Below are 17,090 nucleotides of genomic sequence, written 5' to 3' on the forward strand. Positions count from 1 at the left end.
GAATTGCGTGCCCGGCCCTCGCGCCGGGCACGTTCTTACTGGCACTGACAAGCTGGCGACATGGCCCTTACCCTCGAAACCCGCGACCTCACCATCCGTTTCGGCGGTCATGTCGCGGTCAACAGCGTCAGCTGCAGCTTCAGGCCGGGTGAGCTGACCGCCATCGTCGGCCCCAACGGAGCCGGCAAGACCACCTATTTCAACCTGATCTCCGGCCAGCTGACGGCCTCCTCGGGCTCCATCCTGTTCGACGGCCGCGACATCACCAGTCTCTCGGCACCCCTGCGCACCCGCGCCGGCTTGGGACGCGCGTTCCAGCTCACCAACCTCTTTCCCAATCTCAGCGTCGAGGAGAACGTGCGGCTCGCTGTGCAGGCACAGAGCGGCGTGCACTATGACCTGCTCCGCCCCTGGATGGCACGACGCGACCTGATTGCGCGAGCGGACGCGATCCTCGACCAGGTCGCGCTCGGCGGCCGCCGCAGCGTCACCGCAACGACGCTGTCGCATGGCGACCAGCGCAAGCTCGAAGTCGCGCTGATGATGGCGCTGGAGCCGAAGGTTTTCATGTTCGACGAGCCGACGGCGGGCATGAGCATCGACGAGGTGCCGGTCGTGCTCGACCTGATCGGCAGGCTCAAGCAGGACAAGAGCAAGATCATCCTGCTCGTCGAGCACAAGATGGACGTCGTGCGCTCGCTCGCCGACCGCATCATCGTGCTGCATAACGGCCAGCTGGTGGCCGACGGAAAGCCCGCGGAGGTGATCGCCTCGCCGATCGTGCAGGAAGCCTATCTGGGCGTCGCCCCGCGGAGCGCGGCATGAGCAAGCTACTGACGCTGTCTGCCGTCGAGACCTATATCGGGCGTTATCACATCCTGCAGGGCGTGGATTTCGAAGTGCCGGAGGGGCAGACCACGATGCTGCTCGGCCGCAATGGCGCGGGCAAGACCACGACGCTGCGCACCATCATGGGGCTGTGGCAGGCTAGGAATGGAACGATCGCGCTGGCCGGCGAACCGATCGAAAAACTGGCGACGCCCGACATCGCCCAGCGCGGCGTCGGCTACGTACCCGAGAGCATGGCGGTGTTCTCGGACCTCACCGTCAAGGAGAACCTGGTGCTCGCGGCGCGCAACGGCCCGCTCGACGATGCCCAGCTCGCCTGGATCTTCGGCTTCTTCCCTGCCCTGAAGAAGTTCTGGCTGTCTCGTGCAGGCAGCCTGTCCGGCGGCCAGAAGCAAATGCTGTCGATTGCGCGCGCGATCGTCGAGCCGCGCAAGCTGCTGCTGATCGACGAGCCGACCAAGGGCCTGGCGCCGGCGATCGTGGTGTCGCTGATCGAATGCCTCAAGGAGATCAAGCGCCGTGGCGCCACGATCCTGCTGGTCGAGCAGAATTTCCACGCCGCGCGCGAGCTCGGCGACCAGGTACTGGTGATGGACAACGGCACCATCGTCCATCGCGGCGAGATGGCCGCGCTCGCGGCCGACGTGCCGCTGCAGGAGCGCCTGCTCGGCCTCAGCCTGGAGGCGCATCAATGAGCGAGATCGCGGCGACCGAGGCACTGCCGAAACCGAAGCGCGACGTCGCGCCGCTGCTGCTGCCGGTGGTGCTGGCGCTGCTGATGATCCCGCTGGTCGGGTCGGCGAGTTCCTGGGTGACCCTGACGGTTGCGAGCCTCGCGATGGGCATGATGATCTTCATCATGGCCTCCGGCCTGACGCTCGTCTTCGGCCTGATGGACGTGCTCAATTTCGGCCACGGTGCCTTCATCGCCGTCGGCGCCTATGTCGCGACGCTGGTGCTGCTGCCGCTGGCGAGCTGGGCCCAGTCCGACTCGCTGCTGACCAACCTTGCCGTCCTCGTTCCGGCGGCGCTGCTGTCGATGGGCGTGACCGGCGCGCTCGGCCTCGTCGTCGAGCGCGTGCTGGTGCTGCCGGTCTACGGCCAGCACCTCAAGCAGATCCTGATGACCACCGGCGGGCTCATCGTCGCCGAGCAGACGCTGTATGCGCTGTTCGGTCCGCAGATCATTCCGCTGCCGCTACCCAACGCATTCCGTGGCTCCTTCATCATCGGCGACGTCGCGATCTCGAAATACCGGCTGCTGGCCATGCTGGTCGGCCTGGCGATCTTCGTCGCCATCGAGCTGGTGCTGAACCGCACCAAGCTCGGTCTCCTGATCCGCGCCGGCGTCGAGAACCGCGAGATGGTCGAGGCGCTCGGCTATCGCATCCGTCGCCTGTTCCTCGGCGTCTTCATGACGGGATCGGCGCTGGCCGGACTCGGCGGCGTGATGTGGGGGCTGTATCGCGAGCAGGTGCACGCCTCGCTCGGCGACGAGCTCACCGTGCTGGTGTTCATCGTCGTGATCATCGGCGGGCTCGGCTCGATCACCGGCTGCTTCATCGGCGCGATCCTGGTTGCGATGGTCGCCAACTATGGCGGCTTCCTGGTGCCCAAGCTCGCCCTCGTCTCCAACATCCTGCTGATGGTCGCTGTGCTGATGTGGCGGCCGCGCGGTCTCTATGCGGTGACCAGCCGATGATGATCCTGTCCGGCGATCCGCCCCGCAGCCGTGCGCTGTCGATCCTGCTCGTCGTCATCATTCTGGCGCTGCTGGCGACGCCCTTCATCTTCCCCGGCGCCAAGGCGCTCAACGTCGCCGCCAAGATCTGCATCTTCGCGGCGCTGGTCGCGTCCTACGATCTCCTGCTCGGCTATACAGGCTCGGTCTCGTTCGCGCATACGATGTTCTACGGCATCGGCTCCTACGCGATCGCCATCGCGCTCTACGGCCTCGGCCCAAACTGGACCTCGGTGGCGGTCGCCGTCGCCGCCGGGCTGCCGCTCGCTTTGCTGCTCGCGCTCGCGATCGGGCTGTTCTCGCTGCGCGTCGAGGCGATCTTCTTTGCGATGATCACGCTCGCCATCGCTTCCGCGTTCCTGGTACTGGCGTCGCAATTGTCGTGGCTGACGGGCGGAGAGGACGGCCGCAGCTTCCAGCTGCCCGAGCTGTTGCGCCCGAGCACCGTGTTCATCGGCAAGGACTGGTTCGGCTTTCCGATCAACGGCCGCATTCTGACCTATTACCTGGTGCTGTCGGCCTGCGCGCTGATGATCCTGGCGCTGCTGCGCGTCGTCAACTCGCCATTCGGCCGCGTGCTGCAGGCGATCCGCGAGAACCGTTTCCGCGCCGAGGCGCTCGGCTATCGTACCGTCTTCCATCTCACCTACGCCAACTGCATCGCCGCGGTGATCGCCGCCTGCGCCGGCATGTTGAACGCGCTGTGGCTGCGCTATGCCGGGCCCGACACGTCGCTGGCGTTCTCGATCATGCTCGACATCCTGCTGATGGTCGTGATCGGCGGCATGGGCACCATCTACGGCGCCATCATTGGAGCTGCGATCTTCATCCTGGCGCAGAATTACCTGCAGGCCCTGATGGGGATCGCTTCGACCGCGGCTGCGGACGCCGGAGTGCCGCTGCTGCCCGGCCTGCTGCACCCCGACCGCTGGCTGCTGTGGCTCGGCCTCTTGTTCATCGCCAGCGTCTATTTCTTTCCGACCGGCGTCGTCGGCCGCCTTCGCAACAAACCGGGTGCGGCGCGCTGAGCTGCAAGTACCCTTAAAATTCTGCGCAACGGCGCCGCCGCAGCCTCTGCCGCACGGTATTCGCATGCAGAAATTATCGTTTGCCGCGAAGTTTCGGCGCGCGCCTTAAGCGACGGCTAACCGCATTTCCTAACCGGTCCGGCACCAGTGCCTTGTTATCAAGCTGGCTTGCAACAAGTCATTTCCTCCCGGGTCGATCAAGGCATGCAAGGCGCAGCAGATACGTCAGGGACCGGTAGCGAGCCGGAACGGATTGGCACGTCCCTCTGGCGCGGTCCGGTGCCATGGCTGATTGCGTGCGGAGCGCTTCTCATCGCAGCCATCGTCATCGGGACGATCGTCATGGCCAGCGGCTTTCGGGCGCGTGCGATCGCCAACAACGAGCGCGAACTCGAGAACACCGTGCTGCTGTTGAGCCGGCATTTCGCGCAGCAGTTCGAAGATGCGGAGACCGCGGTATCGCACGCGATCGGCCGCATGCAGCTCGCGTCGATCGCTTCGCCGGAGGCATTCCGGGCCGAGATGGCAAAGCCCGAGATCAGCGAGATGCTGCGCTCTCAGGTCAATGGCCTGTCCTATATGGGTGACCTCACGATCGTCGACGTCGACGGCAATTTCGTGAACTGGTCGTCCAACGACCCGCTGCCGGCCATCAACGTCGCGGACCGCTCCTACTTCAAGGACCTGCAATCGACATCGCGGCCGGACAGCTTCGTGATCCTGCCGGTCATGAGCCGCGTCACCGGCGGCTGGGCGACCATCGTCGCGCATCGCCTGAACGGCGCGAACGGGGAATTCCTCGGCTTGCTGACCCGCCGGGTGGATCCGCACACTTACGAGACGTTCCTGGAATCGATGGCCCTCGGGAAGGGCTCTTCGATCATGCTGGTCCATTCCGACGGCGCCGTGCTGGCGCACTACCCGCACGCCGAATCCCTGATGGGCGCCAGGATCGGGAACGACGAGTTGCTGAAGGGCGTCGCCGAGAGTGGCCTGCGCACGACCCTGCTCACGAGCTCCGTCGACAACCTGGAGACGATCGCGTCGGCTTCCAGGATCGGGCGCTTCCCGCTCGTCATCTCGGCCAACAGGCCGGTCGACGCCGCGCTCGCGGACTGGCGATCGCAGATGGTGCTGCTCGTGGGTGCGGCGGTGCTTGCGATCGCGGTCATCGCCGTGACGTTCAGCCTGATGATCCAGCAGATCGTGCGGCAGGGGCGTGCGGCAACGCGTCAGCTGGAGACCGAGAAGGAAAGGGTCGAGACTGCGCTGGACAACATGACGCAGGGGCTGATCTCATTCGACGCGAATGCATGCGTCGTGATGTTCAATCAGCGCTTCATCGACCTGCTCGGCCTGTCCACGGACGTGATCAGGCCCGGCGCCCATCTCAGCGAAGTCATCGCGCACTGCAAGGCGCGCGGATCCTTCAACGGCGACGTGACCGACCTCTGCGCCGACATCATCGACAGAGCCGCGGCAGGCGGCACGTCGCAGATGATCGCGGAGGGCGGAGCCGGCCGCTTCTTCAACATCATCGACAAGCCGCTGGCCTCGGGCGGATGGGTCACGACGATCGAGGACATCAGTGAACATCGCAGGCTCGAGCAGGAGCGCGACCGCAACTACGCATTCCTGCGCGAGATCATCGACCACATCCCGTCGCACATCATGGTCAAGGACGTCCGCGATCGCCGCTATGTCCTGGTCAACCAGTCGACCGAGCAGCGCTTCGGCGTGCCGCGCGAGGAGATCGTCGGCAAGACGGCGTTCGACCTGCTGCCGCGATCGGTCGCGGAAAAGGTGACCGCGGACGACGACCGGGCTCTGGAGCAGTCGGACGGGCTGTTTCTCGCCGAACATCCCTGGCAGAGTCCGGGGCTGGGATTGCGTTACATCACGTCGCGGCGCATCGCCGTCGCCGACGATGCGCGCGAGCCGCGCTATCTGATCAATGTGATCGAGGACACCACGGAGCGGCGGCTGGCCGACGAGAAGATCGCCCATCTCGCACATTTCGACGCATTGACCGAGCTGCCGAACCGCGTGCTGTTCCGGGAGCGCATCGACGAAGAGCTGGAGCGCGCGCGTCACGGCACCTTCTTCGCGCTGCTCTACATCGATGTCGACGAATTCAAGGGCATCAACGATTCGCTCGGCCATCATGTCGGGGACGAGCTGTTGAAGACGATCGCGCGCCGCATCGAGGGCTGCCTCGCGCCGGAGGATATGGTCGCCCGGCTCGGCGGCGACGAATTCGCGGTGCTGCTGACCACCGTTGCGGACCGGGACGCGGTCATCGTGGCCGTGAAGGAGATCCTCGAGGCCATCCGCAAGCCCTATCGCTGCCTGGGCCACCAATTGTCGACCGATGCCAGCATCGGCATCGCGCTGGCGCCGCAGGACGGCATCGAGCGCGACCAGCTGACCAAGAATGCCGATCTCGCCATGTATGCCGCCAAGGCCGGCGGCCGCCGCACTTTCCGGTTCTTCGAGCCGTCGATGGACGAAAACGCGCGCGCGCGGCTGCAGTTGCAGCAGGACCTGCGCCGGGCGATCACGGAAGGCCAGTTCGAGCTGCACTACCAGCCGCTGCTCGGCTTCAGCGAGAACGTCATGACCGGCTGCGAGGCGCTGCTGCGCTGGCGTCATCCGGAGCGAGGGATGGTGCCACCGCTCGACTTCATTCCGCTCGCCGAGGACACCGGGCTCATCAACGAGATCGGCGACTGGGTGTTGCGCACCGCCTGCGCCGAGGCCGCGCATTGGCCCGCCGGCATCCGCATCGCCGTGAACGTCTCGCCCGTGCAGCTCAAATCGCCGACCCTGGCGCTGCGGATCGCAGGCGCGCTGTCGGCGGCCGGTCTTGCGCCCGAACGGCTCGAGGTCGAGATCACCGAGGCGGTGCTGATCAGCGACGACGACGTTGCGCTCGGCATCCTGCATCAGTTGCACGACATGGGCGTGCGGATCGCGCTCGACGATTTCGGCACCGGCTATTCGTCACTGAGCTATCTGAAGCGGTTTCCGTTCGACAAGATCAAGATCGACCGCTGCTTCGTCAGCGACATCGGCGCCGGCAGTTCGTCGGCGATCGTCCAGGCGGTGGTCAGCATCGCCGCCGCCAGCAACATGACGACCACGGCGGAGGGCGTCGAGACCGGCGCGCAGCAGACGGCGCTGCGGCAGCTTGGCTGCACCGAGATGCAGGGCTATCTGTTCAGCGCGCCGAAGCCGGCCGCCGAGCTGCGCAAGCTGTTCGCTCCAACGGCGGCAGGGAGCCTGCAGGCCGCCGGCTGAGCCGGCTTTCCGGCGTCCTCAACGCCTGGCCGCCCCGGCCGCGGCTGCGGCGGGAGGCCACGCAGATTTCGACGACCGCCCGCTACCGGCCTTGGCGTCGCGTTCCTATATCCGGAGCGGCAACAACGGAGTTGGCAGGTCGTCATGCAGCCGGTTTCCATGCTTCTGAACATCCTCTGGATCCTGTGCGGCGGCGCCTACATGGCGTTCGGCTGGCTGGTCGCCGCGGTCGTGATGGCGATCACGATCGTCGGCCTGCCCTGGTCCCGCGCCGCCTTCAACATCGCCGCCTACACGCTGCTGCCGTTCGGCTCGCGCGCGGTTCGCCGTGACGAGGTGACGGGCATGGAGGACGTCGGAACCGGCGTTCTCGGCGTGCTCGGCAACATCATCTGGTTCGTGCTGGCCGGCTGGTGGCTGGCGCTCGGCCACCTCCTGACCGCAATCGTGCTCGCGGTGAGCATCATCGGCCTGCCCTTCGCCTGGGCCCATCTGAAGCTCGCCGGGCTGGCATTGTGGCCGATCGGCAAGACCATCGTGCCGGCGTAATGCGGGGCGGCAGGAGCGGCCGGGCCGCGCAACCCGGCCGAACTGCCCGCCCGCCTCGCGGCGCGTGCGGCCGTCCGCCCGGTCCGGGAGCATCCAAGGCCGTTGCCGTCGCTCAGGCAATCGGCTAAACGATTTGCCGTACGCACCCGTAGCTCAGCTGGATAGAGCGTTGCCCTCCGAAGGCAAAGGTCACACGTTCGAATCGTGTCGGGTGCGCCATTAAAATCAACTGCTTAAGCTTTTCTTCCTTGCTCAGTACCGCCATCGAAGTACGGCGCTAGCAGTGGGAATTATGACGGATCGATTTCGAGGTCGGAGCGCGAGAGACGATCGATGATTCGGCGCGGGACCGCTATCGGCTTCTCCCGCCAGGCCGCGCCCGGCCGTACCGAGCCGCTCCGCGTGACAGTCCTGATGGATGACGGCGCCGAGTACGAGGCCGTCATGAAGATCTCAACAGGGATGGAGTTGGGAACCGAAGCCCTAATGAACGAGATGCTCGGATCTCTGATTGCAGCCGATCTTGGATTGGCAGTGCAAGAGCCGTTCTTCGTTGAACTATCGGCAGAATTCTGTGCATCAATCCCGCTCCCATCAATCCGAGCTCGCCTGGCGACATCGTGCCCCTTAGCCTTCGCCTGCCTTGATGCCGGCAAGCAATGGAGAGGCTGGAACGCAACCGACCGCATATCGTCAGCGCAGGAAGCTACTGCGGTCTCCATAATGGCTTTTGACGCCTTTACTGGGAACAGCGATCGAAGGCCGGGCAATCCAAATCTCCTGGTTAAAGATCAGGAGTGGCGTCTAATCGATCACGAGAATAGCTTCTCCTATCGGCTGCGGTTGTTTCCTCGGTGTCAGCCGTGGGTAGTAGGAAACGTAGCCGGCATGATCGCCTCGGGAGCGCCTAGCGAGCACATATTTGCGAGCCATTTGATCGGCAGGGAGACGTTAAGCCTCGCTCCAATCAAAGCTAGCTGGCTCGCGCTCTCAGACGCCCGTTTGGCCCAATACGACGCTATACTGCCAGTCGAATGGGACGCTACTCGACCGTACCTTCTCGAAGCGCTACAGCACATCAGGAGAGTACGCGAGACAATTGATCCGTGCTTGACTGAACTTGAGCGGATACTGCTATGAAACGACATCGATATACGTACAGCATCCTCCGATATCGTCACGATCCGGTGGCCGGCGAGCAATTAAACGTGGGCGTGATCCTGTATTCGCCTGAAAGTGCTTTCCTTGGTGCGCGCTTCCGAAAGAACTACGGCCGACTCTCGAAGGTGTTTCCAGATGTGGACGGATCCACCCTCCGACAGGACCTGACCCGCATCGAAAAGGCCTTTGAGCGGCTAGCGAAGACGGAAAGCCGCGACCTATTTTCTCTCGAAAGCAACGCAGCTTCGTTCGCCACCAAAATTGTCGGACCAGATGACGGCTCGTTGATTTGGAGCGACTTGGGGTCCGGGACCACAGAAAGCCCTGAGGCTACGTTGGATAAGCTGTTCATCCGTCTAGTCACTCAGTACGAAGACGCGACCGCTCCTCGAAGGACTGACGCCGATATCTGGCGCCCCATTCGCGATAAACTGATGGAACTAAAAGTGGCTTCCGTTCTGGAGAAGAAGACCATCGCTTCATCGAAAGATGAGGTAGAATTTGAGCACGCTTGGAAGAATGGCCAATGGCATTGCTATCAGCCGTTGTCGTTCGACCTCGCAACTGTGGACAGCATTCAGGAGAAGGCCGCGCGCTGGGTAGGCCACATGGTGGGCCTCTCCTCTGCAACCGAGAGATTTCGTCCCTATTTCATCGTTGGAAGCCCCTCTGAGCCAACTCTCCAATCTGCTTATCGGCGCGCGGTCGCCTTTATTGCTGATGCACCTCTTCATCCAACCATTGTCCCGGAAGAAGAAGTTGAAACATTCGCCAAAGAATTAGCTGACCGCGTACATTCGCACGAGCAAAAATAGAACGTTAGCGCTACTACTCAAGCTCTGCACATCAGCAAGAGACAAAGTATCTAACAACGTCTCGGTTCGTCTACGGTGATCAGAGGCGGCCGGGCCCTGCCCGCGCCTTCAGGAATTCGCGCGCGACGATCAGCTTCTGCACTTCGGTCGCGCCTTCGTAGATGCGCAACGCGCGGATCTCGCGGTAGAGGCTCTCCACGATCTCGCCTTTGCGCACGCCGCGGCCGCCGAACATCTGCAGGGCGCGGTCGATGACGTGTTGCGCGGTCTCGGTGGCGGTGAGCTTGGCCATCGCGGCCTCGCGGGTGGTCGGCAGGTTCTGGACGTCGCGGCGCCAGGCCGCGCGATAGGTCAGCAGCGCCGCGGCGTCGGTATCGGTCGCCATCTCGCCGAACGCGGCCTGCGTCATCTGCAGGTCGGCCAGCGCGCCGCCGAACATCTGCCGGCTCGAGGCGTGCGCCTGCGCCTCGTCGAGCGCGCGGCGGCCGAAGCCGAGGGCGGCAGCCGCCACCGAGGCGCGGAAGATGTCGAGCGTCTGCATCGCCAGCTTGAAGCCGCCGCCAGGCGCGCCGAGCCGGCGGCTGGCCTGGATGCGGCAATTCTGCAGGCGGAGCGTCGCCAGCGGGTGCGGTGCGATCACCTCGATGCGCTCGGCGACGGAGAAACCGGGATCATCGGGAAACACGACGAAGGCGGAGATGCCGCGCGCGCCGGGCGCCTCGCCGGTGCGGGCGAACAGCGTGTAGACGTCGGCGATGCCGCCGTTGGAGATCCAGGTCTTCTCGCCATCGAGCACGTAGGTATCGCCGTCCAGCCGCGCCGCGCAGGCCATCGCGGCGACGTCGGAGCCCGCCTCCTTCTCGGACAACGCGAAAGCGGCGAGCCATTCGCCGGCGCGCACCTTCGGCAAGACACTGGCGCGCAGCTCCGGCGAGCCGCCGAGCGCGATGGCGCCGGAGCCGAGGCCCTGCATGGCGAAGGCGAAATCGGCCAGACCGTCGGCATAAGCGAGCGTCTCGCGCGACAGGCAGATCGCGCGCGAGTCGATCGCGCCGGCATCCGCATCGGGCGCCACGACGGCGCTGTCGAGCAAGCCTGCGGCACCAAGCGCGCGCACGATCTTGCGGCAGGCGGTGTCGACATCGCCGTGATCGACGTCGTCGAGAGCGCCCGAGCCGACGAAGCGGTCGAGCTGGTCGCACAGGGCGCGGTGACGCGGCTCGAAGAACGGCCAGTCGAGCCAGTCGCGGGGGATCACCTTCGCCGATGCACTCATCACAAGACCCGTCCGTCAATTATTTTAAGTATAAAATAATTGGCCGACGATCGATCTGTCAAGCTTGCGGCGGCCGCGCCCGCCGCCCGCATTCGCTCACTCCGCCGCCCTGCCGAGCTTGCCGAAGGCGCGCGTCGGGGCCGGGAAGCCGCAGGAGGTGCCGTCGGTGACCTTGACCTGATCCTCCCACGGCAGCCGGTAGGTGCCGGCGACCATGTCGTGCATGAAGGTGTAAGGGCAGTCCATCGCGCCGCCCTTCACCGCGACATAACCGCGATGCCAGAGCTGATAGATGTTGTTCTCGACGCCCCAGTTGATGCGTGCCTCGCGCACGAGATCGGGACGCACCTCGGCGGTGATGATCTCGTCGGCGCGCCCCGTCGTGCCGTGCGCGATGACGCTGCCGTCGAAGTTGACGATCATGCCCTCGCCCATCGAATCGAATGAACCGTCGGAGCCGCACATGCAGACATTGGCCGTCACCATCAGGTTCTGGAACGCGTTGGCCTGGTTGGTGAAGCGCCAGCTGTCGCGGATCGGCGCGGTGTAGCCGGCCGTGCGGATCATGATCTCGGCGCCCTTGTAGGCGCATTCCCGCGCCATCTCCGGGAACATGCCGTCATGGCAGATGATCAGCGCGATCTTGGCGCCGCGCGGTCCCTCGATCACGGGGATGCCGAGATCGCCGGGCTCCCACGGCTCGACCGGAATCCATGGATGCAGCTTGCGGTAATACAGCTTGATGTCGCCGTGATCGTCGATGATCAGGCCGGAATTATAGGGATTGCCGTCGGGGTTGTGTTCCATGATCGAGAAGCAGCCCCAGATCTTGTTGTCGATGCAGGCCTGCTTGAACGCGGCGACCTCCGGCCCGTCGAGCCGGCACATGATCTCGGGATTGGTGTCCATCGACAGCCCGTGCAGCGAATATTCCGGGAACACCACGAGATCCATGGTGCCGAGATTCCGCCGGGCCTTGCCGACCATCCAGACGATCTTCTCGGTCTGCCGCGCAAGGTCGTCCTTGGTCACGACGACCGGAAGCTGCAGCTGCACCAGGCCGATGACCACGCCGTTGTCGGATTTATTGAGACCGCCTAACCCGTTCATGCCGGACCTCCCTGGTGTCGCCGCTGCTCGAGACGTCGCCCAAGACAACCACGATTTCACGAGAGCCGCGCGCCGATATTTCAGCCCGCCATTTGCCGCTTGCGGAGGCAGCGGCCGCCGGCGTTTCGAGAGTCAGACGACGGAAGATCGTTGCAGGCGCGCTTGGAACCGCATCAGCGCGCGGCCGAAAACGGCCGCCTCACCGGTTGCCCGCGCCAGCACCAGTGCACCCTGGATGCCGAGCACCACCTCCTCGGCGCCGTCGGCGGCCTGTGCCGCCGGCCAGCCGTCGCGGATCAGCGCATCGCGCAAGGCCTCGATCCAGCGCGTGAAGTAGCTGGCGATGGCGGCGGCGAAGCGATCCCGCGTCTCGTCGAGCGCGAACGCCCCGACCAGGCAGACGCGGCGGCCGGAACGGAAGTAGTCGTCGACGCCGCGCCACATCCGCGCGATCGACTGCTCCGGCGGATCATCGCGCAGCGGCGCATAGATCTCGCGCTCGAACCAGGCGTCGACATGCGCCAGCACCGCGCGCGCCATCTCGTCCTTTCCGCCTGGAAAGAAGTGATAGAGGCTGCCTTTGCCCAGTCCCGTCGTCTCGGTGATCCGGCTGAGCGAGGTGCCCTCGAAGCCGAATTCGCGGAACACCTCGGCAATCAGCGGGACGACGTCGGCGCGCTCGTTGAGCGTCCGCATGGCTCTCCCTGCTTCAAAGTCCCAATTCGGTCAGGCCGGGATGATCGTCCGGCCGGCGCCCGAGAGGCCAGTGGAATTTGCGATCGGCCGCCTTGATCGGCAGGTCATTGATGCAGGCGTAGCGACGCTGCATCAGCCCCTGCGCGTCGAACTCCCAGTTCTCGTTGCCGTAGGAGCGAAACCAGTTGCCGCTGTCGTCGTGCCACTCATAGGCGAAGCGCACCGCGATCCGGTCGTCGCTGTGGGCCCAGATCTCCTTGATCAGGCGGTAGTCGAGCTCCTTGGCCCATTTGCGGGTGAGGAAGGCGACGATCTCGGCGCGGCCGGTGATGAACTCTGCGCGATTCCGCCACCGGCTGTCGGGCGTGTAGACCAGCGACACCCGCTCGGGGTCGCGGCTGTTCCAGCCATCCTCGGCCATGCGCACCTTCTGGGTGGCCGTCTGCAACGTGAACGGCGGGGCAAGAACGCTCATCTGACATCTCCATTTGTACCAATCGGAATGTATTGTACCGAATGTTACACGACGTCAAGCCAGCTGCGTTGAGCAATGTGCTGCAGAGCCACAGGGCGGATGACCGCTCGGGTTCGGAATGCCAGATGCCTGCGGTGCCAATCTACCGATATGCGCATCGCGACAGTCAGTACCCTTGTGTGCTCAACGGAAATTCGATGATCTGCTAAGGGAACCGACCGAGCCGCGGGGGCGACACGGTCCGTCGGCTACACGTTTTGGGGAATCGGACATGTCGATGCTCACGCCGCATGGCGAGTGCCTGCTGTGGACACCTGAGCTGATCTGGGTCAACGCGATCTCCGATATCCTCATCTCCTTTGCCTTCTTCACGATTGCGTTCGTACTCGCCTTCATCGTCTACCGCCGCCGCGACTTTCAGTTCAGCTACATTTTCTGGGCCTTCGCGCTGTGGGTGTCCGTCTGCGGGATGACACGGCTGATCGAGGTCCTCACCATCTGGGTTCCGGCCTACAGCCTGGAGGCGGCCACCAAGGGCTTCCTGGCCTTCATGTCCGTCGGCATCGCCGCGGCGCTGCTGGTGATGCTGCCGCGGGTCCTGACCATGCCGTCGCGGGCCGAGCTGCGGAACGCCTATGCGCAGCTCGAGGAGGAGACGCGGCAGCGGCGCAGCGCGGAAGCCATGGTCAGGCGCTTCCAGGAGATCGAGGCCACCGAGGCGCAGGTGCGGCAGGCGCAGAAGATGGAGGCGATCGGCCAGCTCACCGGTGGCGTCGCGCACGACTTCAACAACATCCTCACCGTGATCACGGGCACCATCGAGATCCTGGCCGAGGCGGTGAAGGACAGTCCGCAGCTGGTGCAGATCACCAGCCTGATCAACTCGGCCGCAGCGCGCGGTGCCGACCTGACCAAACACCTGCTGGCCTTCGCCCGCCGCCAGCCGCTGCAGCCGCGCAGCGTCGACATCAACGGCATGGTCGTCGACACCGCGCGCCTGCTGCGCCGGACGCTGGGCGAGCAGATCGAGATCGAATCCATGCTGGCGCACGATTCGGCGCCGGCCATGATCGACCCCAGCCAGCTGTCGACCGCGATCCTGAACCTCGCGCTCAACGCGCGAGACGCCATGCCGAACGGCGGCAAGCTGACCCTGGAAACCAAGAACGTCCTGCTCGACGCCGCCTATGCGCGCATGAACCCTGAGGTGATCCCCGGCAACTACGTGATGATCGCGGTCAGCGACACCGGCGAAGGCATTCCCGCCAATCTGCTCGACAAGGTTTTCGAGCCGTTCTTCACCACCAAGGACGTCGGCAAGGGCGTCGGCCTCGGCCTCAGCATGGTCTACGGCTTCGTCAAGCAATCCAACGGGCACATCAAGATCTACAGCGAGCCGGGGCACGGCACCTCGGTCAAGCTGTACCTGCCGCAGGCCAATGCCGACGCCGACGCGGCACTGTCGACCATCAGCGCCGAGGGCATGGAGCGCGGCGACGAGACGATCCTGATCGTGGAAGACGATTCGCTGGTGCGCGAATATGTCATCGCCCAGATCAAGCGGCTCGGCTACACGACGCTCGCCGCCAGCAAGGCCGACGAGGCGCTGGCGCTGATCGACCGTCACCCCCGCATCGACCTGCTGTTCACCGACATCATCATGCCCGGCGGCATGAATGGTCGCCAGCTCGCGATCGAGGCGCTGAAGCGGCGCCCGAACCTCAAGGTGCTCTACACGTCGGGCTATACGGAGAACGCCATCGTCCATCACGGCCGCCTCGATGCCGGCGTGCTGCTGCTCACCAAGCCCTATCAGAGCGCCGACCTTGCCCGCATGATCCGCACCGCGTTGAACGCGTGACCAGCCTCCATTCCCGAGGCGAATGATCCGCCTCGAACGTGGGCGCGTTTGAAGGCCGAGGCGCGCGCGACGGCCTGCAGAATTGAGGGACTTGAATGGGCAAGACGTTCGGACGCTGGCTGGCCGCCGTGCAGGCCTATGCATCGGCCGATGATGCGCGCTCCGACATTGCCGCCAAAGTGGCGCTCGTCATCGTCTCCAACCAGCCGTTCTACCCGCTGTATCTCCACGCCATTGTAGGCCGGGCGGCCTGGCCGGCCTGGCTGACGCTGCTCACGACGCCGTTGTTCGCGACCGTGCCTGTGCTCGCGAAGCGCCAGCCGTTCGCCGGCCGCGCCCTGATGGTGCTCGCCGGAACTGCCAACACCGTGTTCTGCGTCAAGCTGTTCGGCGCCCAGAGCGGCGTCGAGCTGTTTCTCATTCCCTGCGTGTTGCTGGCCGCGCTGCTGTTCGCACCCACGGAGCGCCTGCGGTCCTTGCCGCTGCTCGCGTTGCCGTTCGTTTGCTATCTGCTGATCGATTCCCGGCTCGGCGAGCCGGTGATGAGCGTCGTGGATCTCAACTACGCCTCGCTGATCGCAATCAACGCGATGAGCGTGGGCGCGCTGTCCGCCCTGATCGGCGTGCTCGCTGCAGCGCGCATGGCACCGGAGTGAGATGCAGCATAAGGCGCCATCCGGATGAGCGCAGCGAAAAAACGGTGCCGTGATCTGGCGCTACGCCGCGGCCATCTGCCGGTGCGACGACCTGTAGGAGGCCCCATGATGGCTGATATTGAAGTTCAAGTTCGCCGGCGGTTGTGACGGTGCATGGCGGGCGAGGAAGTAATCCTCGAGTTCGGCGACCGCGCGGCTTTCCCATTCGGCAGCCTGCGCCAGCAGTGACTCGCGCTGATGCGGACGGAACGCCGCGGTCTGGCGGTACAAGGAGGCGATGGTACGATAGCGCCGCACGTTCTCGAGAACCGCTTCCCCATTCATCATCATGATGCTCTCCCCTCTCCGTCCCCCAGGACGTGCCGAAGGTGCACGCATGCACTTTGCGAAATCGTTAGCGGGCGCGATGGAGCGTGCGGATGGTTGGCGAATCGTTGACTAACGCGGTGCGTCGAATTGTCCGGATCGTCGATCGACGACGGTATCGATCGACCGCCTCCCCGCCGCACGCTCGAATTTACAATGACTTAAGGTTAAGGACGCACTCGCATAAAGTGACGTCGTCACAGATACTTACGCTCACGAGTGTTGTAGTTGAACTACAGCCTAATAGGCCGAATTGTGAGAAATCCTTGTCTCAATGTTGCTGATATTCATTGAGGATTGTGACCGATGAAAACCCTTGCCTCCGCCGTCTCTTTGCTCCTCGCCAGCTCGCTCGGCGCATTCGCCGCGGATCTGCCGGCCCGCTACACCAAGGCGCCTCCCCCGGCCGTGATCTACAATTGGACCGGCTTCTACTTCGGCGGCAGCGTCGGCTATGGCTGGGGCCGGTCGAACTTGAACACGACGCTGGACCAGACCAGCAGCTGGGCGGTCGAGGGCGCCGCCTTCCAGAATCAGTTCGTCAACATCAGCAACAACCGGCTCAATCCGGCTGGCGTGCTCGGCGGTCTGCAGGCCGGCTACAACTGGCAGAGCGGCGCCGGCGTCTTCGGCATCGAGGCCGACATCAACGGATCTGACCTCAACAAGCGGACGGTCTACACGGCGGCCAACCCGCCCACGACCCGCACCTTCAACGAGAGCATCCGGAACGACTGGTTCATGACCCTGCGCGGCCGCGCCGGTTACGCGGTCGATACGACGCTGTTCTACGTCACTGGCGGTCTCGCCGTCGGCAATGTCAAGGGCAGCTGGGATCTGACCTCGGCGAATGGCTACACAAAGACCGCCTCTGCCAACGAGACGCGGGTCGGCTGGACGGTCGGCGCCGGCGTCGAGCATGCGTTCGCGCCGAACTGGACGGTCAAGGCGGAATATCTCTACACCGACCTCGGCAGCATCAACTACACCTCGGCCTACGTCCCGGGCAGCACATTCGCCCCGCCCGGCTCGAACTACGTCGAGCGCCTGTCGCAGGACTTCTCATTCCACACGGTCCGGGTCGGCGTGAACTACAAGTTTGGTGGCCCGGCGGCCGCGCGCTACTGATCGCCGTCATCCATACCGACGCCATTCAAGGGAAAGCCTCGGCCGCAGTGCCGAGGCTTTTTTGTTGGGGTCGAGGGCG

General features: G+C 64.5%; 16 protein-coding genes and 1 tRNA gene. 12 read left to right on the forward strand and 5 right to left on the reverse strand.

The genetic code is table 11. The annotated features are described in order from the left end of the window. The first annotated feature begins 60 nt into the window (after window positions 1–60). The 9 genes from ACQR1H_RS26385 to ACQR1H_RS26425 all read left to right on the forward strand — a co-directional run bounded on the left by ACQR1H_RS26385 (window position 61) and on the right by ACQR1H_RS26425 (window position 9,443). Window positions 61–825, forward strand: coding sequence for an ABC transporter ATP-binding protein (locus tag ACQR1H_RS26385; RefSeq protein ID WP_316179140.1), 765 nt, complete (start codon window positions 61–63; stop codon window positions 823–825). Then, a complete protein-coding gene (locus tag ACQR1H_RS26390) occupies window positions 822–1,544 on the forward strand; it encodes an ABC transporter ATP-binding protein (RefSeq protein ID WP_316179138.1) in 723 nt (240 codons plus the stop codon). The genes ACQR1H_RS26385 and ACQR1H_RS26390 overlap by 4 nt, the downstream gene beginning before the upstream one ends. Next, a complete protein-coding gene (locus tag ACQR1H_RS26395) occupies window positions 1,541–2,551 on the forward strand; it encodes a branched-chain amino acid ABC transporter permease (RefSeq protein WP_434908417.1) in 1,011 nt (336 codons plus the stop codon). The genes ACQR1H_RS26390 and ACQR1H_RS26395 overlap by 4 nt, the downstream gene beginning before the upstream one ends. Further along, window positions 2,548–3,618: a branched-chain amino acid ABC transporter permease gene (locus tag ACQR1H_RS26400; protein WP_316215320.1), complete on the forward strand. Its 1,071-nt coding sequence runs from the start codon at window positions 2,548–2,550 to the stop codon at window positions 3,616–3,618. Before ACQR1H_RS26395 ends, ACQR1H_RS26400 begins: the two co-directional genes overlap by 4 nt. Before the next feature lie 204 nt (window positions 3,619–3,822). Continuing rightward, window positions 3,823–6,918 (forward strand): bifunctional diguanylate cyclase/phosphodiesterase, encoded by a 3,096-nt coding sequence (locus ACQR1H_RS26405; protein ID WP_434908418.1) that lies wholly within the window; start codon window positions 3,823–3,825, stop codon window positions 6,916–6,918. A gap of 144 nt (window positions 6,919–7,062) precedes the next feature. Continuing rightward, on the forward strand, window positions 7,063–7,467 hold the full coding sequence (locus tag ACQR1H_RS26410; protein WP_434908419.1) for a YccF domain-containing protein: 405 nt from the start codon (window positions 7,063–7,065) through the stop codon (window positions 7,465–7,467). Window positions 7,468–7,609: 142 nt separating this feature from the next. Further along, a tRNA-Arg gene (locus tag ACQR1H_RS26415) sits at window positions 7,610–7,686 on the forward strand. A gap of 183 nt (window positions 7,687–7,869) precedes the next feature. Then, window positions 7,870–8,607 (forward strand): HipA family kinase, encoded by a 738-nt coding sequence (locus tag ACQR1H_RS26420; protein WP_434908420.1) that lies wholly within the window; start codon window positions 7,870–7,872, stop codon window positions 8,605–8,607. Continuing rightward, window positions 8,604–9,443, forward strand: a complete 840-nt coding sequence (locus ACQR1H_RS26425; protein WP_434889661.1) for a DUF3037 domain-containing protein — start codon at window positions 8,604–8,606, stop codon at window positions 9,441–9,443. Before ACQR1H_RS26420 ends, ACQR1H_RS26425 begins: the two co-directional genes overlap by 4 nt. A 79-nt stretch (window positions 9,444–9,522) precedes the next feature. Here the strand turns inward: ACQR1H_RS26425 and ACQR1H_RS26430 are convergent, their stop codons facing one another. From ACQR1H_RS26430 to ACQR1H_RS26445, 4 genes are all read right to left on the reverse strand, one after another. Next, window positions 9,523–10,719: an acyl-CoA dehydrogenase family protein gene (locus ACQR1H_RS26430; RefSeq protein ID WP_434889660.1), complete on the reverse strand. Its 1,197-nt coding sequence runs from the start codon at window positions 10,717–10,719 to the stop codon at window positions 9,523–9,525. A 96-nt stretch (window positions 10,720–10,815) separates the two neighbouring features. Further along, window positions 10,816–11,829: a formamidase gene (locus ACQR1H_RS26435; RefSeq protein WP_434889659.1), complete on the reverse strand. Its 1,014-nt coding sequence runs from the start codon at window positions 11,827–11,829 to the stop codon at window positions 10,816–10,818. Window positions 11,830–11,961: 132 nt separating this feature from the next. After that, entirely contained in the window at window positions 11,962–12,525 is a 564-nt protein-coding gene (locus ACQR1H_RS26440; RefSeq protein WP_315803860.1) for a TetR/AcrR family transcriptional regulator, read from the reverse strand. A gap of 13 nt (window positions 12,526–12,538) precedes the next feature. Next, window positions 12,539–13,000: a DUF1348 family protein gene (locus tag ACQR1H_RS26445; RefSeq protein WP_434847456.1), complete on the reverse strand. Its 462-nt coding sequence runs from the start codon at window positions 12,998–13,000 to the stop codon at window positions 12,539–12,541. Between the two features lie 271 nt (window positions 13,001–13,271). On the opposite strand from ACQR1H_RS26445, the gene ACQR1H_RS26450 reads away from it, so the two are divergent. Then, complete coding sequence (locus tag ACQR1H_RS26450; protein WP_434908421.1) at window positions 13,272–14,861, forward strand: ATP-binding protein; 1,590 nt, start codon at window positions 13,272–13,274, stop codon at window positions 14,859–14,861. Window positions 14,862–14,956: 95 nt separating this feature from the next. Then, entirely contained in the window at window positions 14,957–15,517 is a 561-nt protein-coding gene (locus tag ACQR1H_RS26455) for a hypothetical protein (protein ID WP_434839949.1), read from the forward strand. Between the two features lie 60 nt (window positions 15,518–15,577). On the opposite strand, the gene ACQR1H_RS26460 is transcribed toward ACQR1H_RS26455, so the two are convergent. Further along, a complete protein-coding gene (locus tag ACQR1H_RS26460; RefSeq protein WP_434839950.1) occupies window positions 15,578–15,847 on the reverse strand; it encodes a hypothetical protein in 270 nt (89 codons plus the stop codon). A 342-nt stretch (window positions 15,848–16,189) separates the two neighbouring features. On the opposite strand from ACQR1H_RS26460, the gene ACQR1H_RS26465 reads away from it, so the two are divergent. Beyond that, window positions 16,190–17,011 carry an outer membrane protein gene (locus ACQR1H_RS26465; protein WP_315803865.1) on the forward strand — a complete coding sequence of 274 codons (822 nt, stop codon included), beginning with the start codon at window positions 16,190–16,192 and terminating at the stop codon, window positions 17,009–17,011. The last annotated feature ends 79 nt before the right edge of the window (window positions 17,012–17,090 follow it).

The organism is Bradyrhizobium sp. HKCCYLRH2015 (genome assembly GCF_051168215.1).
In the GTDB taxonomy this organism is placed as follows: domain Bacteria; phylum Pseudomonadota; class Alphaproteobacteria; order Rhizobiales; family Xanthobacteraceae; genus Bradyrhizobium.